General features: G+C 39.5%; 23 protein-coding genes. 14 read left to right on the top strand and 9 right to left on the bottom strand.

Going from position 1 to position 26118, the window contains the following annotated elements:
- The first annotated feature begins 17 nt into the window (after positions 1–17).
- Entirely contained in the window at positions 18–1190 is a 1173-nt protein-coding gene (gene bamB / locus M992_RS07580) for an outer membrane protein assembly factor BamB (RefSeq protein WP_053908007.1), read from the top strand.
- Positions 1191–1332: 142 nt separating this feature from the next.
- Positions 1333–2808, top strand: a complete 1476-nt coding sequence (der, locus tag M992_RS07585; protein ID WP_053908008.1) for a ribosome biogenesis GTPase Der — start codon at positions 1333–1335, stop codon at positions 2806–2808.
- A gap of 138 nt (positions 2809–2946) precedes the next feature.
- Here der and M992_RS07590 read toward each other — a convergent pair whose 3' ends face one another.
- Together M992_RS07590 and hemF are read right to left on the bottom strand one after the other, a co-directional pair.
- Positions 2947–4086 (bottom strand): M4 family metallopeptidase, encoded by a 1140-nt coding sequence (locus M992_RS07590; protein WP_053908009.1) that lies wholly within the window; start codon positions 4084–4086, stop codon positions 2947–2949.
- 174 nt (positions 4087–4260) lie between these two features.
- Positions 4261–5172, bottom strand: coding sequence for an oxygen-dependent coproporphyrinogen oxidase (gene hemF, locus M992_RS07595; protein ID WP_053908010.1), 912 nt, complete (start codon positions 5170–5172; stop codon positions 4261–4263).
- A 136-nt stretch (positions 5173–5308) separates the two neighbouring features.
- On the opposite strand from hemF, the gene M992_RS07600 reads away from it, so the two are divergent.
- The 8 genes from M992_RS07600 (at position 5309) to cysM (ending at position 13072) form a co-directional block, all read left to right on the top strand.
- Positions 5309–5740 carry a GNAT family acetyltransferase gene (locus tag M992_RS07600; RefSeq protein WP_047256050.1) on the top strand — a complete coding sequence of 144 codons (432 nt, stop codon included), beginning with the start codon at positions 5309–5311 and terminating at the stop codon, positions 5738–5740.
- Positions 5741–6006: 266 nt separating this feature from the next.
- Complete coding sequence (locus M992_RS07605; RefSeq protein ID WP_053908011.1) at positions 6007–6609, top strand: RpoE-regulated lipoprotein; 603 nt, start codon at positions 6007–6009, stop codon at positions 6607–6609.
- A 254-nt stretch (positions 6610–6863) separates the two neighbouring features.
- The gene (locus tag M992_RS07610; protein ID WP_053908012.1) at positions 6864–7760 is read left to right on the top strand and encodes a Dyp-type peroxidase; all 897 of its coding nucleotides are present in this window, start codon (positions 6864–6866) and stop codon (positions 7758–7760) included.
- Between the two features lie 364 nt (positions 7761–8124).
- Positions 8125–9162, top strand: a complete 1038-nt coding sequence (locus tag M992_RS07615) for a sulfate ABC transporter substrate-binding protein (RefSeq protein ID WP_072165928.1) — start codon at positions 8125–8127, stop codon at positions 9160–9162.
- Positions 9162–9992 carry a sulfate/thiosulfate ABC transporter permease CysT gene (gene cysT / locus M992_RS07620; protein ID WP_047256054.1) on the top strand — a complete coding sequence of 277 codons (831 nt, stop codon included), beginning with the start codon at positions 9162–9164 and terminating at the stop codon, positions 9990–9992. Before M992_RS07615 ends, cysT begins: the two co-directional genes overlap by 1 nt.
- A complete protein-coding gene (cysW, locus tag M992_RS07625; RefSeq protein ID WP_053908013.1) occupies positions 9992–10849 on the top strand; it encodes a sulfate/thiosulfate ABC transporter permease CysW in 858 nt (285 codons plus the stop codon). The genes cysT and cysW overlap by 1 nt, the downstream gene beginning before the upstream one ends.
- Positions 10850–10871: 22 nt before the next feature.
- Positions 10872–11960, top strand: a complete 1089-nt coding sequence (cysA, locus tag M992_RS07630) for a sulfate/thiosulfate ABC transporter ATP-binding protein CysA (RefSeq protein WP_053908014.1) — start codon at positions 10872–10874, stop codon at positions 11958–11960.
- Between the two features lie 230 nt (positions 11961–12190).
- Entirely contained in the window at positions 12191–13072 is an 882-nt protein-coding gene (gene cysM / locus M992_RS07635; protein WP_053908015.1) for a cysteine synthase CysM, read from the top strand.
- Positions 13073–13167: 95 nt separating this feature from the next.
- On the opposite strand, the gene melB is transcribed toward cysM, so the two are convergent.
- Together melB and melA are read right to left on the bottom strand one after the other, a co-directional pair.
- Complete coding sequence (melB, locus tag M992_RS07640; protein ID WP_053908016.1) at positions 13168–14625, bottom strand: melibiose:sodium transporter MelB; 1458 nt, start codon at positions 14623–14625, stop codon at positions 13168–13170.
- A 125-nt stretch (positions 14626–14750) separates the two neighbouring features.
- Positions 14751–16106: an alpha-glucosidase/alpha-galactosidase gene (melA, locus tag M992_RS07645; protein ID WP_134473571.1), complete on the bottom strand. Its 1356-nt coding sequence runs from the start codon at positions 16104–16106 to the stop codon at positions 14751–14753.
- Between the two features lie 417 nt (positions 16107–16523).
- Here melA and melR point away from each other — a divergent pair, with 417 nt between their 5' ends.
- The gene (gene melR, locus M992_RS07650) at positions 16524–17438 is read left to right on the top strand and encodes a transcriptional regulator MelR (protein ID WP_053908018.1); all 915 of its coding nucleotides are present in this window, start codon (positions 16524–16526) and stop codon (positions 17436–17438) included.
- 158 nt (positions 17439–17596) lie between these two features.
- On the opposite strand, the gene crr is transcribed toward melR, so the two are convergent.
- The 4 genes from crr to cysK all read right to left on the bottom strand — a co-directional run bounded on the left by crr (position 17597) and on the right by cysK (position 21609).
- Entirely contained in the window at positions 17597–18106 is a 510-nt protein-coding gene (gene crr, locus M992_RS07655; protein WP_053908019.1) for a PTS glucose transporter subunit IIA, read from the bottom strand.
- A 53-nt stretch (positions 18107–18159) separates the two neighbouring features.
- Positions 18160–19887 carry a phosphoenolpyruvate-protein phosphotransferase PtsI gene (ptsI, locus tag M992_RS07660; protein ID WP_053908020.1) on the bottom strand — a complete coding sequence of 576 codons (1728 nt, stop codon included), beginning with the start codon at positions 19885–19887 and terminating at the stop codon, positions 18160–18162.
- Positions 19888–20036: 149 nt separating this feature from the next.
- Positions 20037–20294 (bottom strand): phosphocarrier protein Hpr, encoded by a 258-nt coding sequence (gene ptsH / locus M992_RS07665; protein WP_047256063.1) that lies wholly within the window; start codon positions 20292–20294, stop codon positions 20037–20039.
- 361 nt (positions 20295–20655) lie between these two features.
- A complete protein-coding gene (gene cysK, locus M992_RS07670; RefSeq protein ID WP_053908021.1) occupies positions 20656–21609 on the bottom strand; it encodes a cysteine synthase A in 954 nt (317 codons plus the stop codon).
- Positions 21610–21766: 157 nt separating this feature from the next.
- Between cysK and M992_RS15555 the strand changes: the two genes are divergently transcribed.
- The gene (locus M992_RS15555; protein WP_255314096.1) at positions 21767–21892 is read left to right on the top strand and encodes a hypothetical protein; all 126 of its coding nucleotides are present in this window, start codon (positions 21767–21769) and stop codon (positions 21890–21892) included.
- A gap of 45 nt (positions 21893–21937) precedes the next feature.
- Here M992_RS15555 and cysZ read toward each other — a convergent pair whose 3' ends face one another.
- Positions 21938–22699 (bottom strand): sulfate transporter CysZ, encoded by a 762-nt coding sequence (cysZ, locus tag M992_RS07675; RefSeq protein ID WP_053908022.1) that lies wholly within the window; start codon positions 22697–22699, stop codon positions 21938–21940.
- Between the two features lie 222 nt (positions 22700–22921).
- Between cysZ and zipA the strand changes: the two genes are divergently transcribed.
- Both zipA and ligA read left to right on the top strand, forming a co-directional pair.
- Positions 22922–23914: a cell division protein ZipA gene (zipA, locus tag M992_RS07680; protein ID WP_053908023.1), complete on the top strand. Its 993-nt coding sequence runs from the start codon at positions 22922–22924 to the stop codon at positions 23912–23914.
- A 58-nt stretch (positions 23915–23972) separates the two neighbouring features.
- A complete protein-coding gene (gene ligA, locus M992_RS07685; protein WP_053908024.1) occupies positions 23973–25994 on the top strand; it encodes an NAD-dependent DNA ligase LigA in 2022 nt (673 codons plus the stop codon).
- The last annotated feature ends 124 nt before the right edge of the window (positions 25995–26118 follow it).

Below are 26118 nucleotides of genomic sequence, written 5' to 3' on the forward strand. Positions count from 1 at the left end.
TAAAGGGAACGATAAACATGCAGCTGCGGAAAACACTTTTAGTTGGTCTGGTCGCTTCTGTTCTTTTAGTGGGCTGTTCGAGCGAAACTGACTCAATTGTTATGGCGCCATTGCCACAAGTTGAAAATCAGTTTACCCCAAGTATTGTCTGGGACAGATCAGTAGGCGATGGTGTTGGAGAATTTTATTCTGACTTATCACCTATCTGGGATGGCACCGCTGTTTATGCCGCAGATCGCAAAGGTTTAGTGAAAGCGTTTGAGTTAGACAGTGGAAAAGAGATTTGGTCAGTTGACTTGTCTAAACGAACAGGCTTTCTGTCTGCCAATTTATCCGCGTTACTTTCTGGCGGTTTAGCTGTATCTGGTGACAAATTATTTATTGGTACCGAACGCGCTAAAATGATCGCGCTGAATAAAGAAGACGGCCAAGTTATTTGGGATGTTGATGTTGCTGGTGAAGCACTTTCGCGCCCTGTAGTCGGTGAAGGTCTGGTACTGACGCATACTAGCAATGGCATGTTACAGGCATTGGATGAAAACACCGGTGAACTGAAATGGAGTGTCAATATGGATACTCCATCATTATCTGTACGCGGAGAATCAGCACCCGCTATTGCCTATGGTGCTGCTGTTGTGGGGGGAGATAATGGCCGTGTTAGTGCCGTATTGCTGTCTCAGGGCCAATTAATTTGGCAACAGCGTATATCTCAGATAACAAGTTCTACTGAAATCGGCCGCTTGAACGATGTTGATATGACTCCAATTATTGACGATGGCATTATTTATGCTATCGGTTATAACGGAACTTTATCAGCCCTAGATATGCGTTCTGGTCAAGTAACTTGGAAACGTGATTTAGGTTCAGTCAATAATATGGTTGTCTCGGGCGAAAACCTGTATTTGGTTGATCAGAATGACCGTGTATTATCGATTCGTAAAAGTGATGGTGTGACATTATGGACGCAAGAAGAGTTGTTGCATCGTAATTTGACACCGCCTGAAATGTATAATGGCTATCTGGTTGTGGGTGATGGCGAAGGCTATTTGCATTGGCTAGATATGAGTAATGGTAGTTTTGTTGCACAGAATAAAATTAACAGTTCTGGCTTGTTAAGCCGTCCAGTAGTCGCCAGTGATAAACTGATGGTTCAAGCGAGAAACGGAAAAGTCTATCTGTTAACGCGTTAATTTTCTGACATTCTGTGATTTTATAGCTAAAATTAACGGTTCCTGAAAGACAGGGGCCGTTTCGTTTTTTTGTTTTCTGAGAAGGCTATGTTGTTTAAGCCTCAGAATCGTTATTGTAAATTTAAGTTGTGAGGCACCAAAGATGATACCTGTCGTTGCGCTGGTTGGGCGTCCGAACGTAGGAAAATCCACGTTATTTAACCGATTAACCCGTACCCGAGATGCACTGGTTGCTGATTTCCCTGGTTTAACTCGTGACCGTAAATACGGTCGAGCTGAAGTAGAGGGACAGGAATTCATTATTATCGATACGGGGGGTATTGATGGTGCCGAAGATGGCGTTGAAACCCATATGGCATCACAATCACTGCAAGCTATTGAAGAAGCAGATATTGTATTATTTTTAGTCGATGCCCGAGCAGGACTTATGCCGGCAGATCAGGGTATCGCGAAGCATTTACGTAGCCGCAAGAAAAAAACTTATTTAGTGGCGAATAAAACTGATGGTATTGATATTGATACCTCTATCGGTGATTTTTATTCTTTAGGATTAGGCGAGATCCATTCTATTGCAGCATCTCATGGTCGCGGCATTACTCAGCTGATTGAGCAATGTTTAAAACCTTTTTATCCTAAGGAAGAAGAGGTTGAACTCACGGATGAAGAAGAAAATGCCGCATATTGGGCTGCAATGGAAGCTGAAGCATTAGAAGCTGCCGAAGAAGAAGAAGATTTTGATCCATCGACACTGCCGATTAAAATGGCAATTGTTGGTCGTCCAAATGTAGGGAAATCAACGCTGACTAACCGTATTTTAGGCGAAGATCGAGTGATTGTTTTTGATATGCCTGGCACAACTCGCGACAGTATTTATATTCCAATGGAGCGAGATGGCCGTGAATATATCATTATCGATACGGCTGGAGTACGTAAGCGCGGTAAAGTTACTGAAACAGTTGAAAAATTCTCAGTAATCAAGACATTGAAAGCGATTGAAGATTCCAATGTGGTGCTGCTAGTTATTGATGCTCGTGAAGGCATTTCTGATCAGGATCTATCTCTGCTGGGCTTTATTTTGAATTCAGGCCGTTCTTTAGTGATTGCCGTTAATAAATGGGATGGCATGTCACAAGAAGATCGTGACCACGTTAAAGATATGCTTGAATTGCGCCTTGGTTTTGTCGATTTTGCCCGTATTCACTTTATTTCTGCGTTACACGGCAGTGGTGTGGGTAACTTGTTTGAGTCTATTCAAGAAGCCTATGAATCAGCAACGCGTCGCGTTAGTACCTCTATGCTCACACGAATTATGAAGATGGCGGAGGATGATCATCAGCCTCCAATGATCCGTGGTCGCCGTGTGAAAATGAAATATGCCCATGCGGGGGGACATAATCCACCAATTGTGGTTATTCATGGTAACCAAGTCTCTGATTTGGCTGATTCGTATAAACGTTATTTGATGAATTACTTCCGTAAATCATTAAAAGTCATGGGTACACCAATACGTATCCAATTTAAAGAGTCCGTTAACCCATTTGCCGATAAAAAGAATGTGTTAACTGCTACCCAGTTGCGTAAACGTAAACGCCTACTAAGTCATTTGAAAAAAGGTTAATAATTAACTTTTCAATGATAACTATACCCCAAGTTATGTAGTTTGCTTTTTAGTGATAATCGTGCAAAAACATGTTTGGGGTATATTTTTATCGCACTATCAATTAGATGATTTATCCTTTAAAACCAGTAATGTAAATTACGTATCTATTCCAACATCAAACCAGCTTTTTCGAGTTTTATAAGCAACGTCTATGCTAAATAATTGTGATGCATGTTTTACGGTCAATTTAGCAAATTGCCTAAAATCAGTCGATGGATTAGCATTTTCATCCAGTAATGCATTAAGCCAGATTTTACCCGCTCTTTCCCATGAATAGCCGCCTAATGATTTGGCTAATAAGTAAAATGCCTTATTTGGGATCCCTGAATTACTATGTACGCCACCATTATCTTGATAAATCGATAAATAACGGTATTTATTCATATGACCCACTTGGTCATCTTTGATACTCGCTGAGAAATAGAAAGCACTGCCAGGATCCGACATTGAACGTAGCCCTGGTGCACGTTGTCTATCTAGAAATAAATTTTCTCCCAGTAACCAATTTGATTGATGTACATCTTGCTGCTGAATATACTGTTTTACCATGATACCAAAAACATCAGCAACGGATTCATTTAATGCTCCTGACTGGAATAAATAGGTAAAATTAGCATTTGAAGTAATAAATCCGTGACTGAGTTCGTGAGCAATAATATCTATATCATTATAAAACGCGCCCATTCTACGACCATCCCCATCACCGAAGAATATGGCTTGGCCATTCCAAAAAGCATTGGCGTAATTTTTACCATAATGAATAATTGCATTTACTTCACTACGGCAGCCTAGTACATCACTAATATTTAATTTTTCAGCAAAGAACTGAGAAATAATGCCTATTTTATCATAGATAAAATGAGCTATTGGTTGTTGAGCTTTTATTTCACCTTCAGTTAATACTACTGGGAAATCTTCATGCGCCAAATGTGGGGTGGTTGGGGCAAGAGTCGAATTCGAAGGATAACGGCGGCAAATTGGTAAAGATAAATGATTATGTTGTTCATTTTCAACTTGTTGCTGTGCATCACGTATAATACGGTAGTTATTATATAATACCGTTTGATCATCATAAAATGCTCGACGATGTTCTATAATTTCATCTTCATCATATGATTGGTTCATAACCGCATTAGTATGGATAAGTGTTGAGGCTAGATTAGGACACTCATCTTCGTCATTCAAAGCTTTTATTAGTAAGGGAGAAACAAAGGTACGACCTAAGGTATTATTCATAAATAAATCTCATTTCGGATTAAGGGAATTGATTATTATCGCGAAATGGAAATTTTATAAAGCTTTGAATGATAACGTTTTTTATTAGGGATTGAGTTTTTTAGTCACAAATAAATACAGTACTTATAAAAATACTGTATTTATTCAGTTAATTATGGTGATTTATATTTGATACTAAATCCATTCTTTATGCGGGACTAAAAAATGCTGATATAGTCTTTCTTCTTCAGAACCAGGTTCTGGAGAATAATCATATTCCCAGCGTACCAATGGTGGCAGAGACATTAAAATCGATTCAGTTCTTCCGCCACTTTGTAGGCCGAATAGTGTGCCTCTATCCCAAACTAGATTGAATTCGACATAGCGCCCGCGGCGATATAATTGAAATTGGCGTTCACGCTCCCCCCAAGTATGATTTTGACGGCGTGTGACTATTGGTACATATGCAGCTAAAAAAGCATTGCCGACATCTTGAGTAAATTGAAAACTAGTCGCAAAATCAGGCTGATTTAAATCATCAAAAAATAGGCCACCCACACCACGCGGTTCATTTCGGTGTTTAAGATAGAAATAATCATCACACCAGCGTTTGTATTTAGGGTAGACCTGCTCGCCATAAGGTGTGCATAGATCGCGTGCCACGGTATGCCAATGAATAACATCTTCATCGAATCCATAATAAGGGGTTAAATCAAATCCTCCTCCAAACCACCACACTGGAGCTTCACCGTGTTTTTCGGCAATAAAAAAGCGGACGTTAGCATGAGTAGTTGGAATATATGGGTTCAGCGGATGAATGACTAGAGAAACGCCCATGGCCTGATAACTGCGTCCGGCAAGCTCTGGCCGATGTGCTGTGGCTGAACCGGGTAACTGGGCACCACTTACATGGGAAAAATTAATACCGGCTTGTTCAAAAATAGCGCCAGCACGAAGTACACGGCTACGGCCTCCTCCACCCTCAGGGCGATCCCATACTTGTTCTTCAAATGTGCTTTTACCATCTATATTGGCAATTTGCTGGCAAATTCTATCTTGTAAGTCGAGTAGAAATTGTTTAATACGAGAGATATCAGGGAGTTCCATACTGTGTTTTTCGTAGTTATTGATTAAATTTATGAGTTAAGTATAGCCTTTTTAATAGTGAAACTCATTTTTAATATTGATCCTGTAAAAAAAGCAGAGATAATGAAAGAGTAATCAGTATAAACAGGTAATTAACATGGAAATACGTATTTTTCGTCAAGGTGATTTTGAAGATGTGCTGATGCTGTGGGAGCGCTGCGAACTTAATGAATTCGGTTATGATCCTGAATTAATTATTGAACGCAAATTACAGTGTGGCGCCGATCTTTTCTTAGTTGCAGAAGTAACCGGCGAAATTGTTGGAACAGTAATGGGCGGTTATGATGGTGTAAGAGGCCGGGCATATTATCTTGCAGTTCATCCTGAATATCGTGGTCGAGGAATTGCTAATGCCTTGATTAGTCGTTTAGAGAAAAAATTATTAGCGCAAGGTTGCCCTGTTATAGAATTATTAGTTAATGAAGAATATGACTCAGCTATTTGCATGTTTGAAAAAATGGAATATGAAGACGAGCAACCGGCACGCTTAATTTATAATAAACGACTGAATGATGGAACTGCATTCTGAGCTAGTCATTAATTTGTATCGCGTGATTTAATAGGCTTAATTGTATACTGATAATCGCACAATAAAATTTAATATACTGAGCAAATAATTCTAAAATTACGAATGAATAATGATGTTTCAACCTTCATTTTTGATATTGCTATCCAAGCGACTATTTTTCACTTTATCTTATTTATTCGTCAATTAGCTAAGATGATAATGAATGTTTTATTATTTTCGTTGTCACAACTCACATTAGAGATTAACACCGTACAATCGAGGATCAGATGCAAAATAAAGGCACTAAGATAACGCTTCCGCTTCGCTTGGCATTAATCAGCAGTGCGTTGATGCTGGGTGGATGTGCTGGTACGGGCGCTTTTTGGTCCAGTTTGTCACCGATGAATTGGTTTGGTCATTCGCTAGAAATTACCCCGCAAGGCGTTGGAAAAGTAACCAGTTCTTCACCAATGATCCAAAGTACGATTAGTGAGCAGTTAGACAATAAATATCGCTTACGTTCGGGTATGCAAACTAGTAAAGGTCAGATTTTAGCTGTTTATCAGGGAATGAACGATGAACAGGTTAAAATTGACGTTATTGGTCCTGAAGGAGGGAACGTATCGACAATTATTGTGAGTGATTCTCAAGTAAAAACATCTTGGGGAACTCAAATTGGCGATGCGTTTTCAACTATTTATCAGCAAGCTTATGGCGTCTGTGAACAAGGTGAGATGATTAATCAGCAGCCCACTATTGAGTGTCAATCTCCACAAAGCAAAAATATCAGTTATCGATTTACTGGTAAGTGGCAAGGGCCAGAAGGATTAATGCCGTCAGATGATGTGCTACAACATTGGAAAATCAATCAGATTATTTGGCGCAAATAACGGTCGATTGAAATTATTTATTTCTGATTATTGATTTCATTTAAATGCAATTACCCTAAATGTAAGTTTAGGGTAATTTTTTGATCATCTACAAAAAATTGTTTTAAAACAAGATGATTCTTAATATAAATCAGTTATTATTAGTGCCAATAATTATTCTAAATAGCTCAACTATATAGCTCAATTATTTTCGCGATGAAAATAGTATGAAATATGTAGGGGTTATATTTTATCCATTGTTAAGGGTTTTTTTTATGTCTCATTCTCAGAGTGGCATCTTATTAGATCATAGTCGTTTTGGTATTTTTATTGAAGCGATGATCCAGGGTCCACTAGACGAAATTAAAGCTGGGTGCCAACGTTTTATTGCTGAATTACAGAAACTACAACCTGAATATCCAAGCGATCGTCTCGGCGCAGTTGTGGCCTTTGGTTCCGATGTCTGGAAGCAATTATCTACAGCAGAAAGCGCCCCTGAACTTAAACCTTTTCAGCCATTAGGTAAAGGATTAGCTCCAGCAACACAGCGCGATATGTTTATTCATATCCAGTCGCAACGCCATGATATTAATTTCTCTTTAGCCCAAGCCGCCTTGAAAGCATTTGGCAACGTAATTCACGTTGAAGAAGAGATCCACGGTTTTCGTTGGGTAGAAGAACGCGATTTAAGCGGTTTTATCGATGGAACAGAAAATCCACAAGGTGAAGAACGCGAAGAAGTTACACTGATCCCTGAAGGGATTGATATGGGTGGAAGCTATATTCTGGTTCAGCGTTATGAACATAATCTGGATAAATGGGCGCGCTTCTCTGAACACGAACAAGAGAAAATGATTGGCCGAACTAAAAAAGACAGTATTGAGTTGGACGAAGATGCTCGCAATATTACGTCTCATGTTTCTCGCGTTGCACTGGATGAAGGGGAAGGTGAGTTAGCAATTATGCGCCATAGCTTGCCATATGGAACCGCGAGCGGAAAACATGGACTATATTTTATCGCTTACTGCAGTCGCTTGTATAATATAGAGAAGCAGTTATTAAGTATGTTTGGCGAATTAGATGGTAAGCATGATGATCTCTTACGTATGACTAAAGCGGTGTCTGGTAGCTATTATTTTGCACCCTCAATCGAAACGCTGCTATCTTTATAATTAATATAGCAGGAGTAATTAATTATAATTATTAATGTTCGAGAGCTGCAAGGATGCAGCTTATATTTGCGCGAGTATATTGCTTCGTGATGTTATTTATTTATATGCAGTTGAAGATAATCTCTGCTTATTTATGTTCACAGCGCTAAATCACGTCTTTTTTACTATTCAAATGAATATCCTTCAATCGAACTTATACCCCTAATGATTTGAAATATAAAGAATTTAATAGGCTTATTGCATTTTTATCTTTCTAATGCGAATTTGTTATATTAAAAAGGAATACATAGCTACACAGTTATAAACAAAGCGGATAAAGTAACAGCATAGTTTGTAAATATTTCATTTAATAAGCAGGTGATTAATGAAAACGATACTGATTAAAACTAAATCAATCAAAAAAACCATACTCGCCAGCTTAACGGCATGCACTCTGTTTGCTAGCCCTCAAGTGCTGAGTGCTGAATTATTAAATAGCTCTTATGATGTTGCGAGGGAGTTATTTACTGCACTAAATCCGCCTTTTGAAAAACAATGGCAGCAGCAACATCCCGATGACAAATTAACTATTAAACAGTCACATGCCGGATCATCAAAACAAGCACTAGCTATTTTACAAGGTTTAAAAGCCGATGTAGTGACGTACAATCAAGTGACGGATGTACAAATTTTACATGATCGCGGTAATTTAATTCCGGCAGATTGGCAATCTCGATTACCTAATAATAGCTCGCCATATTATTCCACTATGGCATTTTTGGTACGCAAGGATAATCCTAAAGGCATTCATAGTTGGGATGACTTAGTCCGTCAAGATGTTAAATTAATTTTTCCTAACCCCAAAACTTCAGGCAATGGGCGCTATACCTATCTTGCAGCTTGGGGAGCGTTTCAACAACAAAATGGCGGCGATCAAGCAAAAACTTATCAGCAAATGAAACAATTTTTACAGAATGTCGAGGTTTTTGATACCGGCGGGCGGGGAGCAACCACCACATTTATTGAACGTAATTTAGGTGATGTACTTATTAGTTTTGAATCTGAAGTGAATAATATTCGTCAGCAATATGGTGAAGATAATTATCAAGTTATTGTACCACCAGTGGATATTTTAGCTGAATTTCCAGTGACTTGGGTAGATAAAAATATTCAAAAAAACGGTAATGAGGCGGTGGCAAAGGCCTATTTAAATTATTTATATAGCCCAGAGGCTCAAGAAATTATTACTAGTTTTAATTATCGAGTTAACGATAAGCAAGTGATGGAAAAATATAGTAATAAATTCCCTCAGACCAAACTATTTACTGTTGAACAGCAATTTGGTAGCTGGCCTCAAGTTATGACTAATCATTTTATGACTGGTGGTAAACTGGATCAGCTATTGGCTGAAGGGCGTAAGTAATGTTTGGCGCTGGGAAACGATTTTTACCTGGATTTGGTCTGACATTAGGCAGTAGTTTATTGTATACCTGCCTAATATTATTGTTGCCACTAAGTGCATTAGTCGTGCAATTGTCGAGCATGACATGGGAACAATATTGGACAGTGATCAGTTACCCGCAAGTAGTTGCAGCCTATAAAGTCACTTTACTGGCAGCATTAGCCGCGAGTCTTTTTAATGCGGTATTTGGGATGATTTTAGCTTGGATATTAACTCGTTACCGTTTTCCTGGTCGAACTTTACTGGATGGTCTAGTTGATCTACCTTTTGCCTTACCGACGGCGGTTGCAGGGTTAACATTGGCGACTTTATTCGCGACATCAGGTTGGTATGGGCAATTTTTACATCAATTTGATATTAAAGTGGTGAATACGTGGCTGGGTATTTCTGTAGCAATGGCGTTTACTAGCATCCCGTTTGTGGTCAGAACCGTACAACCGGTATTGGAAGAGTTAGGACCCGAATATGAAGAGGCGGCACAAACGTTAGGGGCAACCCGCTGGCAAGCATTTAGACGTGTAGTATTACCGGAATTATCGCCGGCATTATTGGCCGGAACTGTTCTGTCATTTACACGTAGCTTAGGTGAGTTTGGCGCGGTAATTTTTATTGCTGGCAATATTGCATGGCAAACTGAAGTGGTTTCTTTAATGATTTTCAGCCAGTTGCAACAGTTTGATTTTGCAGCTGCGAGTGCTATTGCCTCGGTTATTTTGGCGGTCTCACTGCTGCTATTATTTAGCGCGAATATCGTACAAAGTCGTTTTGGTAAACGCTTAGGGGGCAAATGATGGCTGATATTACACCATTAAGACAGGCTACTCGAGCGCCAATAAATTGGGCTAAGTGGAGCTTGATTATCATCGGGTTATTATTTTCACTGCTGCTATTAGTGATCCCAATTATTTGGATATTCATGACTGCTTTTGCTAAAGGTATTGATCAGGTTCTGCTCAATTTAGTGGATCCTGATATGCTCCATGCGATTGGTTTAACAGTATTTATTGCTCTTATCACTGTGCCGGTTAATCTGGTTTTTGGGGTTATGATGGCATGGCTAGTGACGCGGTTTAAATTTCCCGGTCGCCAGTTACTGTTGACACTCATTGATATTCCATTTGCGGTTTCACCAGTGGTCGCCGGCCTGCTGTATTTACTATTTTATGGTTCGAACAGCTGGTTTGGTCAATGGCTGGAAGGTTTTGATATTCAGCTAATGTTCTCTTGGCCGGGGATGGCTTTGGTAACTATTTTTGTAACCTGTCCGTTTGTTATCCGTGAGTTAGTGCCATTGATGCTAAGCCAAGGTAGCCAAGAGGATGAAGCCGCGGTGCTATTAGGCGCCTCGGGTTGGAAAATGTTTTGGCGTGTAACATTACCGAATATTCGGTGGGCCTTATTGTACGGAGTAGTGTTGACCAACGCTCGAGCAATTGGTGAATTTGGCGCCGTTTCTGTAGTTTCAGGTGCCATACGCGGAGAAACATATACGTTGCCTTTACAGGTTGAGTTATTACATCAGGATTACAATACGGTCGGGGCATTTACTGCTGCTGGTATTTTAGCATTGATTGCGATAATCACGCTGATTATTAAAAGTGCACTGCAATGGCGTTTAGACCATCAGCAAAACTCGGCCGGGAGTTAACCGATTCAGGAGTAAACAGGTTATGAGTATTCAGATAGAAAACATCAGTAAATATTTTGGTAGCACACAAGTTTTACGCGATATTTCTTTGGATATCCCATCTGGTGAAATGATGGCTTTGCTTGGGCCTTCGGGCTCAGGGAAAACTACCTTGTTAAGGATTATTGCGGGATTAGAGCAACAGAGCCGAGGGCATTTAAAATTTCATGAGCGAGATGTTAGCCGTTTGCACGCTAAAGATCGCCAAGTTGGGTTTGTTTTTCAGCATTATGCATTGTTTCGACATATGAGTGTGTTTGACAATGTGGCTTTTGGCTTAACGGTATTGCCGCGTAAACAGCGCCCTTCTGTAAATGAAATTAAGCATAAGGTAATGAAATTACTTGAAATGGTTCAGCTATCTCATTTGGCTCAGCGTTTTCCCGCCCAATTATCTGGAGGACAAAAACAGCGGGTAGCTTTAGCTAGAGCATTGGCTGTTGAGCCTCAAATTTTATTGCTTGATGAGCCTTTTGGTGCACTGGATGCCCAAGTGCGTATGGAATTAAGACGTTGGCTACGCCAATTACATGAAGAGCTAAAATTCACCAGTGTATTTGTAACCCATGATCAGGAAGAAGCCATGGAAGTGGCTGATAAAATTGTGGTTATGAGCCAAGGACATATTGAACAAGTGGGTACACCGGAACAAATTTGGCATACACCAGAGACGCGTTTTGTTTTAGAGTTTATGGGGGAAGTAAATCATTTATCTGGCGTTATCAAAGGATCTCAATTATTAATTGATAAGTATAGTTTTGGTTTACAACATACCCCTATTGAACAAGGTGCTGTAGATGTATTTATGCGCCCGTGGGAAATTAGTTTAGCTCAACAAAGTGATAGTTTTCATCAGCTTCCCGTAAAAATTATTGAAGCGGGGCCTCGTGGTCACTTTTGGCAATTGACAGTACAGCCATTGGGTTGGGGTCAGTTGCCGATTTCAGTCGTTTGGCAGTCTGGCGCGAATATTCCTGTGCGCGGTGAACATTATTTTTTAGGTACCAAACAGCTGCGTATTTACCAAGATAATAACCAAGTAATGTTACGAGAATTAGCATGTAGTGCTTAAATAGTGTTTATATAATAATGGTGATGTGTTATTCCTAAAAAAGCTTATTAGTAGCCAAGGTTATTAGCTAGCAATCTTATTTCAGACTGAATGACTTTATGCGGATAAAGTTATTCGGCTTGAAATTTTTTCATTATGGCAGGCAACAAGAGTGCGTGTAATTATTTATTGCGCTAGTATCTTTACTGTACTGATTTATTATTATTTAAAATTATAAGAAGGATTTGACTGTGGTAAGTCTGGATCAATTTATCGGGAATACGCCGTTAGTACAGTTACAGCGGTTAACGCAAGGATTTGATGCACAAGTATGGGTCAAGCTGGAAGGTAATAATCCCGCAGGTTCGGTCAAAGATAGAGCGGCTCTCTCGATGATTAGTCAGGCTGAATTACGGGGAGAAATCACACCGGGTGACACCTTAATTGAGGCAACTAGCGGCAATACAGGGATCGCCTTAGCCATGATTGCAGCAGTAAAGGGCTATCACTTGAAATTATTGATGCCAGAAAATATGAGCTTAGAGCGTCAGGCATCAATGCGTGCTTATGGCGCGGAGCTAATTTTGGTCAGTCGTGAAGTTGGCATGGAAGGGGCGCGAGATTTAGCTCAAGAAATGCAGCGTAGAGGTGAAGGTAAAGTTTTAGATCAATTTAATAATCCTGATAATTCACTGGCCCATTTTAAAACAACTGGCCCAGAAATTTGGCAGCAAACCGACGGTAAAATAACTCATTTTGTTTCCAGTATGGGGACTACGGGAACAATTACTGGTGTTAGCCAATATTTAAAATCAAAATCAGATAATGTGCAAATAATAGGTTTGCAGCCGGCAGAAAAAAGCCAAATTCCTGGCATTCGGCGTTGGTCTCCTAATTATTTGCCCGCTATTTTTCAGCCTAAATTAGTTGATAGTATTTTAGACGTCACCCAAACTGATGCGGAAAATACGATGAAAGCACTGGCTCAGAAAGAAGGTATTTTTTGTGGCGTGAGCTCAGGAGGCGCAGTATTTAGTGCGCTAAAAATAGCTAAAGAAAATCCGGGAGCTGTAGTAGTTGCGATTATTTGCGATCGTGGTGATCGTTATTTATCGACGGGTGTATTTAATTAATTTTCTCGTATCTATAAAATCAATCAAATTAAATTAATAGGAGAAAGCCAGTGCTTTCTCCTATTGTATTTATAATAATTTATGTCTGAGCTATATTAAGACAGTATTTTAGCATTATCTATTATGATTGTACTTGATTCAGTTTTATGCTGTGAGATAATTTCTGAATTAGGCGTTTTACGGTATTTATCCAGTAGCGTAATTTGGATTTTACGTAAGAAATCACCATTCAATTTATAGTATTTAAAGTAGAGGATTAAGGTAATCGCAAAGAAAATACTGGGTAGCAAAATCATTATATATTGCATCCCGGCTATTGTTTCTAAGCTTTGTATTGCATTTGGAATATAACCGACAATCGCTAACATAACACCAATAAAGAAAGCTGCAAATGCAGAGCCGGCTTTCACCACTAGCGTTTGTACTGAATAGGCGATACTTTCGCAACGAACGTTAAGTTTATATTCCCCGTAATCTACCGTGTCCGCTACCATTATAACTTGTAATACCCAAAATAACCCAGAGCCCACGCTAAGTAACATTCCTGCAAACAGGATAATACTAGCGCTGTGACTTTCAATAATCGCGCAATATACTAGAACACAACAGCCCAAAATTGGCATAATAGACGCACAGGCCCATAATATCCGCCGGCCAAAGAAGCTGGCTAATTTGTGGAAGAATATTAGTGCAATAAGATTAGCGGCTCCAGCATAGGACATATAATAAGGAAATAATGAATCATCACCAATAACATAGGTAAAATAGTAGATGGCAAATCCGGTAATGATATTAGAGGCAATATTGTAAGATAATGCCATGCCTAATAAACAGAAAAGCTGATCATTTTTAAAAATAATCTTAATCATTTCTTTTAAGTTTAAGCTTTCTTCTTGTTTGACATGAATATCAGGATCATTTATGACTTGGCCGGAGGAGTAAACTTCTTTGACTGACCATAGGGTTACTATGGTTGAAATAATAAAGAACAAAATCAGAATTAATGTGAACATTTGAAAGCCAAAGCCTTTATCTTCACCTCCGATATAATTAACAAAAGGCAAGGTAATACCCGCAGTAACAAAGCCGGCTAAGCTAGCAAAAAAACGAGGATAAGGAACTAATTGTTCGCGCTCTTTTTTATCTAAGGTAATTGTAGGGACTAAAGACCAGAATGGAATATCCATAATGGTATAAGTCATTCCCCACGCGATATAAGTAATCGCCACATAAGCCAAGCGATAATTATCATCAATTAAGTGGGCGCTGAATAATAGAAATAAGGCGATTGAATTGGCGATGGTACCGACAAGGATCCACGGTTTAAATTTTCCCCAGCGAGAACGGGTATTATTAACTATCCATCCCATTATTGGATCATTAATGGCATCCCATATACGAGCAATCAGAAAAATAGTGCCGACTACCCCAACGGATAAGCCAACAATATCGGTGTAATAATACATCAAGTACATGTAAACAATACCAATTGCAAAATCTTTACCGAAGGCGCCAAATCCATAACCGAGCTTAGTTTTTATCGATATACTCATAAGGTTATTAGTTGAAGTTACCTGCAACTACCCTGTTATCTATCATTGGGTGCTGCGAGCTAATAGCCATAAAATAATTAAATATTAATGGAATAATAGCTATGGCAGCACTATTTTATTCATAATTAATTATGAATCCACTCAGGTAACCAATTGCCGTGGGCTTTAATTAAATCATCGACTAAGGCATATATTTCATCGATACCGAGTACCGCTGCGGTATGTGGATCTAATAATGCGGCACGATAAATTTGTTGTTTATCTTGATTTATAACGGCTTCAGTTAATAACATTTGTACGTTGATATTGGTTTGCATTAATGCAGCCAGATGGCTCGGAATTTTACCAACTTTTGTTGGGCGGATCCCCATTGCATCGACCAAACAAGCTACTTCAACGCAGCATCCTTCAGGTAAATTATCGATCAATTGGTTATTACGTACGTTGCCATAAACAACGCTAGGTGTACCGGTCCAGATAGAGTTAATAATGGTACTTGCATATTCGTTTGATTGTTTAATATCAATACGATCAGTATTTTTATATTCCGCTAATTCTTTATTCCAATTATCTATCTGTTCAACGCAGCGTTTTGGATATTCATCTAATGGCACTTTATAGCGTTCTATTAAATCGGGTCTGTTCGGTTTAATAAAATAAGGCGTGTATTCGGCAAAATGCTCAGAGGATTCAGTGACAAAATATCCCAGTTTTTTGAACATTTCATAGCGTACAATATTTTTACAGCGTGTATTACCGTGAATATTATCTTTAGGCGCTATGCCTGCTTCATAAGCTTTTAATAATTCAGGATAAATACTTGAGTATGAGCCATCGGCATTTCTTTTCTCTAGTTCAAGATAGAATGCCATGTGGTTGATCCCTGCGCTGCGATAACGTAAATCTTGGTAATCAATATCTAGATCACGGGCTAATTCTTCTGCGGTACCTTGCACTGAGTGGCACAAACCTACTTGTTTAATATGTGGATATTTTGCATACATTGCCCAAGTGTTCATCGCCATTGGATTGACATAATTGAGCATAGTGGCTTCAGGACAAACATCGGTCATATCATCACAGATTTTCCATAAATGAGGAATGGTCCGCAGTGCGCGCATAATACCACCAGGACCTAATGTATCCGCAATTGTCTGTTCTACACCATACTTTTTACAGATTTCAAAGTCAGTGACTGTACAAGGCTCATAACCCCCAATTTGAAAGGCAACGATGACAAAATTAGAATCTTTTAGGGCTTCTTTTTGATCTGAATGACAACTTATTTTTCCAGTAGCTTGAGCTGATTTCATCAGTTTCTCAACTACAATATGTGATTCTTCTAGACGACGCTGGTCAATATCCATTAATGCAATATGGGCATTTTTCAATGCCGAGCGGTGAAATACATCGCCAAGAATATGTTTAACGAAAACGGTGGAGCCAGCGCCGATAAATGTAATTTTTGGACCTATCATGATCAATTTCCTTCAGTATGCGATAATTCATAGGTTTATTGCTTTAATATCATACTGACACAGTAATTTAACAAAAATCGTCCATGTATTGATAGAAAGACTCCTGGATCCTCACATCGATTATATTGAACACATTAATCTGAGTTTTCGAGATAAACTTTATCTAAAATGGGAATTTATAGTGAGAGCGATAAAAAATAATGTTTAAAATCGTTAAGTTATATTGATCACATATTTTATATTTAGTGTCTGGATTAGTTAATAACAGCTATATTATTCCCAATTATTAAGATTAGACTGATAAATAATAATAAATATATATATCGTAAAATCATATTTTATCTTTTTTAGATATAACGTTTTAGTTACAGATAATGTGATTACCAATATTGTCGTTATAAATATGAATAAGGTATGAGTATGCCGACTAAGAAAAATAATTTAAATTCTGATTACGTCGGAATAGAGGACGGGACAACCAGTCCTTTAGCTCTCTATTCTGAATACCAACGCATGGAAATTGAATTACGTACTCCAGAAACTATGCTTATACCTCATTGGCATGGGCAAGTTGAGGTTAATATTCCTTTTGATGGAAATGTTGAATACTTGATTAATGGTGAGAAAATTAGTGTAGAGCAGGGGCATATTACGATATTTTGGGCTTGTGTTCCTCATCGATTAATTAGTGTGAATAACTGTACCTCGATGGCAATTTTTAATTTGCCAATGCATCTCTTTTTATCTTGGCCATTAAAAAAAGAGCTTATTAATCATATCACCCATGGGATGGTTGTGAGATCTAGCTTTCCACATCAAGTCAGCCCATTTGAGGTCGCACGCTGGCAAGCTGAGTTAACGCAATCGAATGAACAAATTAAGCAGATTACTATTGAAGAAATCAGTTTAATGATTAAACGATTCGGTTTTATGGGATGGAATTCTTTATTGGTCAATAAAGCAGCTAAAACATCCAATAATGGCGTTTCTAAACATTCTCAATTTTATGTCAGCCAAATGCTTGAATTTATAGCTGAAAATTATGATACATCACTCTCAGTCAATCAGGTCGCAGAGCATGTAAAATTAAATTCAAATTATGCGATGGGAATATTCCAGAGTGTGATGCAGTTGACGATGAAGCAATATATTACAGCGATGCGTATAAATCATGCGCGGGTATTATTAAGCGACAGTGATAAAACGGTATTTGATATAGCGTTGACCGCTGGGTTTAATTCTTCTAGCCGCTTTTATGATACTTTTCGTAAGGTTGTTGGTATGACGCCCCAGAAATATCGAAAAATGACTAAGTCACAAATACCATCGGAATAAGTGCAAGAGGTATTTTAATGGTGATAGTATTTTTTAGTTAAGTTATCAAATTATCTTCAAACTATTTTAGTCATAAAAAAACCTATGCTTTATAGCATAGGTTTTTAATCCCTCAGCTATCAATAAGTCATTGATAGCTGAGTATGGAAGATCAATAATTATTTTTTGATCTTCATGATTACTGTTTCACCTACGGTAACTGAACCACTTAATTTGCTCAGTTCTTTAATCTCGTCCATATTTGAGATAACAACTGGTGTCAGGACAGATTTAGCTTTTTCTTCTAGCAATGCTAAATCGAATTCGATGATTAAATCACCTTTCTTCACCGCCTGGCCTTCAGAAGCAATACGTTTAAAACCTTCACCTTTAAGTTCAACGGTATCGATACCGAAGTGAACAAAGAGTTCGATACCATCAACAGACTCGATAGAGAACGCATGGTTAGTTTCAAAAATTTTACCGATAGTACCATCAACAGGTGCAACAATTTTGTTACCAGCGGGCTTGATAGCAATCCCATCACCAACAATTTTTTCTGCGAAAACAACATCAGGAACATCTTCAATATTGACAATTTCACCGGATAAAGGTGCGATAATTTCAATATAGTCAGTACTAGTTTTAGCTTCCGAAACCAGTGATTTTAGTTTATCAAACAGACCCATGGACCTTCTCCTAATCGTTTTAATATGGAACCGGGTTTAATGTACATCCCTTATTAGCATAACGTTTTTTCTTTGATAAAGGTATCTACAACGTTCATCAAATCCTGAGCAGTTGGCTGAGCAAGTGCTTGCTCAGCTAATGCCTGGGTATCTTTGAAATTTGCATTACGGATCAATTTTTTGATACCAGGGATTGAAATTGCGCTCATACTAAACTCATCCAGACCCATACCGAGCAGCAATAAGGTTGCTCGTTCATCACCGGCCAGCTCACCACACATTCCTGTCCATTTACCTTCAGCATGTGATGCATCGATCACTTGCTTAATCAGATTTAAGACAGCAGGTGACATTGGGTTGTACAGATGAGAAATCAGTTCATTACCACGGTCAACGGCTAAAGTATACTGAGTGAGATCGTTGGTTCCAATACTGAAAAAGTCAACTTCTTTTGCAAGATGATGAGCTATAACTGCTGCAGCTGGCGTTTCAACCATGACACCCACTTCAATGTTTTCGTCAAATGCTTTACCTTCTTCACGCAATTGACTCTTCAGTATTTCTAATTCAGCTTTCAGCTCGCGAACTTCCTCAACTGAAATAATCATTGGGAACATAATACGCAGTTTACCGAAAGCTGAGGCTCTTAAAATAGCCCGTAACTGAGAATGTAAGATCTCTTTGCGATCAAGGCAAATACGAATTGCACGCCAACCTAAGAAAGGATTCTCTTCTTTAGGTAAATTCATATAAGGCAGATCTTTATCGCCACCAATATCCATCGTACGGACGATAACTGCTTGGCTTCCCATCGCTTCAGCAACGGCTTTATAAGCTTGTAACTGTTCTTCTTCTGTTGGTAGAGTATCTCTATCCATAAACAGAAATTCTGTACGGTAGAGACCAACACCCTCAGCACCGTTACGCTCTGCACCAGCAACATCACGGACAGTACCAATATTGGCACAAACTTCGACCTGATGTCCATCAAGAGTGATGGCGGGTAAATCTTTTAGTTTTGCGAGTTCGTGTTTTTCTTGATTAAATTCGTCTCTGAATGCTTTTAGTTTTTCAATTTCGGTATCAGAAGGATTGACATAAATCTTATTATTAACACCATCTAATACAATATAATCACCGTTTTTAATCACACGGGTTGCATCTGATGTACCGACAATAGCAGGCAGTTCTAACGAACGAGCCATAATAGAGGTGTGAGAAGTACGGCCACCGATATCAGTAATAAAACCAAGTACTTTATCTAAATTAAGCTGTGCGGTTTCTGAGGGTGTTAAGTCTTGGGCGACTAAAACTACTTCTTCAGTAATTGCACTTAAATCAACGATATTCATGTTTAGAATATTTTTGAGTAAGCGTTTTCCGATATCACGAACGTCTGCTGCACGTTCTTTCAGATATTCATCATCTAAATCTTCAAGTGCTTGCGCTTGATCTTCAATAACTGAATGTACCGCTGCATCGGCAGTTTTTTTATCTTTCTGAATCAGAGTGATAATTTCTTGTTCCAACTCTTCATCTTCAAGTAGCATGATATGACCTTCAAAAATCTCTGCTTTTTCAGCGCCAAGATTTTTTTCAGCCTTCTCTTTGATAATATTTAACTGATCAGCTGATTTATTGCGTCCATCAATAAAGCGCTGAATTTCTGATTCAATCTGGCCGTCATCAATTTTTTTTGAGCTGATAACAATAGGGTCTTCTTTTAGGAGAAGGGCGTGACCAAAAGCAAAACCGGGTGAAACTAAAATTCCTGAGATCATAATATTACCTTACTACTGAGATGTTCTGATGCTGAGAGTTAACAGTTGGGCGTAATGTGAATTACTAAACTGATATCCCTGGATTGAAAACCCAGGGATGGAGAATGGAACATTAATATAACTGGTTATATTGTTTAACAACAAACAAATTATTCCAGTTCTCCCATCAATTTTACCAAATGCTCAACGGCTTGTTGCTCATCTTCACCTTCGGCAGAGATAGTCACTAAAGTGCCTTGAGTCAGGCCGAGAGTCTGCAATTTGAATAAGCTTTTTGCGCTGGCAGATTTACCGCTTGAAGTCAGCGTAATATCAGATTTAAACGCTTTAGCTTCTTTAACGAATTGGGCTGCTGGACGAGTGTGTAGGCCATTTGGTGCTGTAATAGTGACTTCTTGCTGGAACATAATATTTCCTCAATATCTTTAGATTTTATTAAATCCAGAATTATTGTAGATGAAATAATCTGGTTTTGCGTATACTTAGAGTATGAACCAATAAAAAGGTTTCATGCATTGTTTATCGTCAAATCTTTGTCAGTTAGATGACTGAATAATTCAAAAGATTATAAGTTAGCTTACCAGTCTACTAAACAAAAATCATCGTCTGAAAGGTATTAATTTCGCGGCTCGAAATAATTAGTGATTTAATACTAAACCCATAGAAATAAATCATCTCTATACATGCTAAACTTTGATCTAATGCACAAAAAAAGCACCATTAAGGTGCTTTTTGTAACTAAATTTTAACCGAATTAGCTATTTTAGGCTAATCATCAGCTAAGTCAGCAAATAATACTGTACTCAAATATCGTTCACCGGATGATGGCAGGATAACTACAATGTTTTTATCTTTAAATTCGGATTCTGCGGCCATTTTGACGGCAGCAGCAATAGCTGCTCCAGAGGATATACCCGCTAAAATACCTTCTTTTTCCATAATCGCGCGCGCTGTACTGATAGCTTCTTCGTCGGTAATTTTTACGACACGATCGATTAATGAAAGATCCAGATTGGCAGGAATAAAGCCCGCACCGATGCCTTGAATTTTATGGGGACCCGGTTTGACTTCTTCGCCAGCTAAGGTTTGACTGATGACTGGTGAGGTTTCTGGTTCGACAGCAACCAAGGTAATATCTTTACCTTGTGTTTGTTTTAAATAGCGTCCAATACCGGTGATAGTACCACCTGTGCCGACGCCGGCAATTACTACATCAACTTTACCATCGGTATCTTGCCAGATTTCTGGCCCGGTAGTTTTTTCATGAATTTCGGGGTTGGCTGGGTTATTGAATTGCTGCAATAATAAATAGCGATTAGGCGAACTATTAACGATTTCTTGGGCTTTTTCTATCGCGCCTTTCATTCCTTTAGCGCCTTCAGTCAGAATTAGTTTGGCACCTAAGGCTTTGAGCAGTTTACGGCGTTCGATACTCATAGTTTCTGGCATAGTAAGGGTCAATTTATAGCCTCTTGCCGCGGCTACATACGCTAAAGCAATCCCCGTATTCCCACTGGTTGGCTCAACTAATTCTTTATCTTTGGTCAGGGTACCTTTTTTCTCGGCATCCCAAATCATATTAGCTCCAATACGGCATTTAACACTGAAACTTGGATTACGAGATTCTATTTTTGCCAGAATATTACCGTTACCGAAATGTTTTAGGCGAACCAAAGGAGTATGGCCAATTGTCAACGAATTATCATCATAGATTTTGCTCATCGGATATCCTTAATATTCATTAAATGTAGGTACTGCCGTACTGAAAAAATTAGAATTACCATACGTGAACAATGGGTTATTGCAAATATGTTTTATCTATAAGCTTATAACCAATTATCATTTTATTCCTATTGGTTCTATCAACAAGTGGAATACTTTGGCAAGGAGTATTTATCCTTTTATCAGTGATTCAATTGTAGCGATCGTTATTAATGAGCAGGGCGACTGGCGCTTATGGCAAGATGCCGCCCTGTATGGAGATGAGTTACTGTGCTTAATGTGATTATTAATCGATATATTGCTGATTAATATTGATATTATCTACACATTAAAAGCGCTTATGTTGTTCACGATAACGGTCTACCCACATTGCGGTAGCGCCACAGACGGCCACAGGCATAATCAATAAATTTACAATAGGGATCATCGTGAGTAAGCTAACTACTCCGCCAAATTGAATATTATTGAGTCGGTCTTTGCTTAAGGCTTGTTTCATTGAAGGAAAGCTAACACGATGATTATCGAAAGGATAATCACAATACTGGATAGCCATCATCCACGCACCAAAAATGAACCATAAAATGGGCGCGGCTGTTTGTCCAAAACCAGGGATTAAAAAGAGCAGTAATAAGATAATCGCGCGCGGGACAAAATAAATCAATTTGACCATTTCGCGTTTCAGTATCCGAGGTACGTCTTTGATAAGGTCAGCCATGCCCATATCGGGGGATGGGATCCCTGTTAATTCAGATTCCAGTTTCTCCGCTAACCAGCCGTTAAATGGCGCAGCAATAATATTGGCGACGGTACTGAAGAAATAAGTAAATACCAGTAATACCGATAATACCGCTAATGGCCAAATAAGATAATCAAGCCATTGCAGCCAGTGGGGAACGTAACTCATTAATTGTGGGATCCAATCCCCCAGTTTGCTGTATAGCCACCAAAATGCACCTCCCAGTAAAATAATATTTGCTAATAGGGGCAATAATACAAATCGTTTAATGCCCGGACGGGTGACTAAATGCCAGCCTTGGGCAAAATAATAAAAGCCGCTCCTATTTTGTCGCGAATTTGTCGAATGCGTCATACTTCTTATTATCTCCTTTGCGGTTGAACCTGTATCATATAGTCTGTATTTTTGTCTGGCTAGACGGTGTTTGTTTGAAAAATACGCAAACAGGGGGCGGAATATTCTCTTTCTTGCAAGAAAAGCGTTCTGAGGGTTGCACTTAGCGCGTTTGACAAATAATCTTAGGGGAGAAGTTTCTGCCATATTGGCATTATCATTTAACAACTAGAGATAGCAGCGATGCAGGATTTGCGTCTGATATTAGTGGTCGTGGGTGCGATAGCCATAGTAGCTCTGTTACTACATGGTTTGTGGACGAGTCGTAAAGAGCGTTCTAAATTATTTCGTAATCGCCCAATTAAACGCCGTAAACAAGAGGATCAACAATTATCGTCAGAGGATGAACAAGACTCGGCGTTATTTGTAGAACCGCAACAAAAAAGAGAACAACCCGCGCCTCAAGTGCCAGCTCAGGAGCCAACTCAGCCGCGCGTGGAAAACACTGAGTTACCATCGATGACGGCTACTCAGCATGAACCGATGCAAGAACGCGAGTTAATTCAGTCACAAACAGTTGAGCCGACAGTCAGTGTTGAGGCCGCGCCTCAAGCACCTTCTGCGCCAATCGCACCGGTTACTGCTCCGGAGCAGCAACCCATGGAAACAACTGAACAACCTGTTAAGGTAAAATCTGCTGACTCGGTACCAGAAATGACACCTAGTGCATCTCAGTCAAAATCTGAGCAGCCGGTTCAGCCACAGCCTGCTCAGACGAATACTGAAAAAGCGCCTGAATCAAAAGATAATCAGGCCGCTAGCAGTAAAGAGACGGTATTAGTTCTGCATGTTGCCGCACATCAAGGACAAATGCTGGACGGTGAAGTCTTGCTGCAAAGTATTCTACAGGCGGGTTTTCAATTTGGTGAAATGCGTATTTTTCATCGCCATGTCAGCCCTTCAGGGACTGGGCCTGTGCTATTTAGTATGGCCAATATGGTTAAACCTGGCTCGTTTGATCCTGAAACGATGGCTAATTTTGCAACCCCAGGGGTGACTATGTTCTTGATGGTTCCTTCTTATGGCGATGCAGCTCAGAATTTTAAATTGATGCTGCAAGCGGCACAACGTATTGCATCAGATGTGGGCGGTATTGTGTTGGATGATGAACGTAAATTGCTGACACCTCAAAAAATAGAGGTTTATCAGGCTAGAATACGCAATACATTGAATTAATCAATTCTCATTAATAAAACCCCCGCTCAATGGGGGTTTTTTATCGCTGTTGGTGATCATGAAAACAAAACAACAACACCTTGACCAGTTGAAACAACAACTTCGTCATCATGAATATTTGTATCATGTGCTTGATGCTCCTGAAATTCCGGATGCGGAATATGACAAGTTGATGCAGGAATTAAAGGCTATTGAAGCCGAATATCCACAGTGGGTAACTTCAGATTCACCGACTCAGCGTGTCGGGGCGCAACCTTTATCGTCGTTCGAAACCGTTCGCCATGCTATTCCTATGTTGTCATTAGATAATGTGTTTGATGAAGCCAGCTATTTATCATTCGATAAGCGAATTCATGATCGGCTTAAAAATAATGACGATCTTATATTTTGCTGTGAATTAAAGCTGGACGGTTTAGCGGTCAGTTTGCTGTATGAAAATGGAGAATTAGTTCAAGCGGCCACGCGTGGTGACGGTACCACCGGTGAGAATATTACCGCTAATGTTCGAACTATTAAGGCAATCCCACTGCGTTTGATTGGCGACAATATTCCTCAGCGTGTCGAAATTCGCGGTGAAGTATTTATGCCGCAAAAAGGCTTTGAGGCATTGAATGAAGCCGCTCGACGTACAGATGGTAAAGTTTTTGCTAATCCGCGTAATGCTGCCGCAGGTTCATTACGTCAATTAGATCCGCGAATTACGGCTAAACGCCCATTAACTTTTTACTGTTATGGCGTTGGATTACTGGAAGGCGGAGAACTGCCAAGCAGTCATTATGAACGATTGATGCAGTTTAAATCGTGGGGATTACCCGTTACTGAATGGGTTCAATTGTGCAAAGGTAGTGCACAAGTATTGGCATTTTATCATAAAGTGGAAGCTGCCCGTCCAACCCTCGGTTTTGATATTGATGGCGTGGTAATTAAAGTTGATTCATTGAGCTTGCAACAAACCTTAGGTTTTGTCGCGCGTGCACCGCGTTGGGCGACGGCGTTTAAATTCCCTGCGCAAGAACAAATGACATTACTGAGAGATGTTGAGTTCCAAGTCGGGCGTACAGGCGCAATTACCCCAGTCGCACGCCTAGAGCCAGTACAAGTTGCTGGCGTAATGGTAAGTAACGCGACACTGCATAATGCGGATGAAATCGCCCGTCTAGGTGTACGTATCGGTGACACCGTGGTAATTCGTCGTGCGGGTGATGTCATCCCTCAGATTGTGAATGTTGTGATGGATCAACGGCCTAAAGATAGCCGAGAGATTGAATTTCCGATCCATTGCCCAGTATGTGGCTCTGATATCGAACGCATCGAAGGTGAAGCCGTCGCACGTTGTACGGGGGGATTAATTTGTGGCGCACAACGAAAAGAGGCATTAAAACATTTTGTTTCACGCCGCGCGATGGACGTCGATGGAATGGGCGATAAGATAATCGATCAGCTGGTGGAGAAAGAATATGTCCATACACCAGCTGAACTGTATCAACTGTCTGCGGGAATATTAACTGGTCTCGATCGGATGGGGCCCAAATCAGCGTTGAATCTGATTAATGCGCTGGAAAAGTCTAAGCAAACTACATTAGCTAGATTTATCTATGCTTTGGGTATTCGTGAGGTTGGAGAAGCTACAGCCGCAAATTTAGCGGCTCATTATGGCAGCTTAACTGATTTAATGGCTGCTGATATCGAGTCATTGAAAACGGTACAAGATGTGGGTGATGTGGTGGCTAAGCATGTAGTTAATTTCTTTAGAGAAACGCATAACCAAGACGTTATCAATGAGTTAGTTAACAAAGCAGGGATCTACTGGCAGGAAGTTCAAGTACAGGATATTAGTACTTTTGATTCGCCGTTTGCTGGCAAAACGGTGGTGCTTACCGGTTCATTAACTCGGTTAACTCGAGATGAGGCAAAAGATAAGCTGGCGGCCTTAGGTGCCAAGGTTACCGGGAGTGTTTCGAAAAAAACAGATATGGTTATAGCCGGCGAAGCCGCAGGTTCTAAATTGGTAAAAGCTACTGAATTGGGTATCCAAGTCATTGATGAAGATGAAATGATCCGTCTCTTTGGCGAAGTATAAAATGTGGTCAGTAGCCTGATAATCTAGTTATTGGTGAGGCTACTGACCTAGATCAAATTTATTTTCAAATAGTTAGCAATAGCCCTAAAGTGTGATCAAGCTAGCTTATTTTAAAAATAGGCTC

This window comes from Moellerella wisconsensis ATCC 35017 (assembly GCF_001294465.1).
Taxonomy (GTDB): Bacteria; Pseudomonadota; Gammaproteobacteria; order Enterobacterales; family Enterobacteriaceae; genus Moellerella; species Moellerella wisconsensis.

What these genes read in the sequence shown, in the direction of transcription:
- bamB (WP_053908007.1), top strand. Translation starts at nt 18, where the DNA reads ATGCAGCTGCGGAAAACACTTTTAGTTGGTCTGGTCGCTTCTGTTCTT.
- M992_RS07600 (WP_047256050.1), top strand. Translation starts at nt 5,309, where the DNA reads ATGGAAATACGTATTTTTCGTCAAGGTGATTTTGAAGATGTGCTGATG.
- ptsH (WP_047256063.1), bottom strand. Translation starts at nt 20,294, where the DNA reads ATGTTCCAGCAAGAAGTCACTATTACAGCACCAAATGGCCTACACACT.
- cysA (WP_053908014.1), top strand. Translation starts at nt 10,872, where the DNA reads ATGAGTATTCAGATAGAAAACATCAGTAAATATTTTGGTAGCACACAA.
- cysT (WP_047256054.1), top strand. Translation starts at nt 9,162, where the DNA reads ATGTTTGGCGCTGGGAAACGATTTTTACCTGGATTTGGTCTGACATTA.
- melR (WP_053908018.1), top strand. Translation starts at nt 16,524, where the DNA reads ATGCCGACTAAGAAAAATAATTTAAATTCTGATTACGTCGGAATAGAG.
- hemF (WP_053908010.1), bottom strand. Translation starts at nt 5,172, where the DNA reads ATGGAACTCCCTGATATCTCTCGTATTAAACAATTTCTACTCGACTTA.
- M992_RS07590 (WP_053908009.1), bottom strand. Translation starts at nt 4,086, where the DNA reads ATGAATAATACCTTAGGTCGTACCTTTGTTTCTCCCTTACTAATAAAA.
- ptsI (WP_053908020.1), bottom strand. Translation starts at nt 19,887, where the DNA reads ATGATCTCAGGAATTTTAGTTTCACCCGGTTTTGCTTTTGGTCACGCC.
- melB (WP_053908016.1), bottom strand. Translation starts at nt 14,625, where the DNA reads ATGAGTATATCGATAAAAACTAAGCTCGGTTATGGATTTGGCGCCTTC.
- der (WP_053908008.1), top strand. Translation starts at nt 1,333, where the DNA reads ATGATACCTGTCGTTGCGCTGGTTGGGCGTCCGAACGTAGGAAAATCC.
- cysK (WP_053908021.1), bottom strand. Translation starts at nt 21,609, where the DNA reads ATGAGCAAAATCTATGATGATAATTCGTTGACAATTGGCCATACTCCT.
- cysZ (WP_053908022.1), bottom strand. Translation starts at nt 22,699, where the DNA reads ATGACGCATTCGACAAATTCGCGACAAAATAGGAGCGGCTTTTATTAT.
- M992_RS07615 (WP_072165928.1), top strand. Translation starts at nt 8,125, where the DNA reads ATGAAAACGATACTGATTAAAACTAAATCAATCAAAAAAACCATACTC.
- zipA (WP_053908023.1), top strand. Translation starts at nt 22,922, where the DNA reads ATGCAGGATTTGCGTCTGATATTAGTGGTCGTGGGTGCGATAGCCATA.
- cysW (WP_053908013.1), top strand. Translation starts at nt 9,992, where the DNA reads ATGGCTGATATTACACCATTAAGACAGGCTACTCGAGCGCCAATAAAT.
- M992_RS07610 (WP_053908012.1), top strand. Translation starts at nt 6,864, where the DNA reads ATGTCTCATTCTCAGAGTGGCATCTTATTAGATCATAGTCGTTTTGGT.
- crr (WP_053908019.1), bottom strand. Translation starts at nt 18,106, where the DNA reads ATGGGTCTGTTTGATAAACTAAAATCACTGGTTTCGGAAGCTAAAACT.
- ligA (WP_053908024.1), top strand. Translation starts at nt 23,973, where the DNA reads ATGAAAACAAAACAACAACACCTTGACCAGTTGAAACAACAACTTCGT.
- M992_RS07605 (WP_053908011.1), top strand. Translation starts at nt 6,007, where the DNA reads ATGCAAAATAAAGGCACTAAGATAACGCTTCCGCTTCGCTTGGCATTA.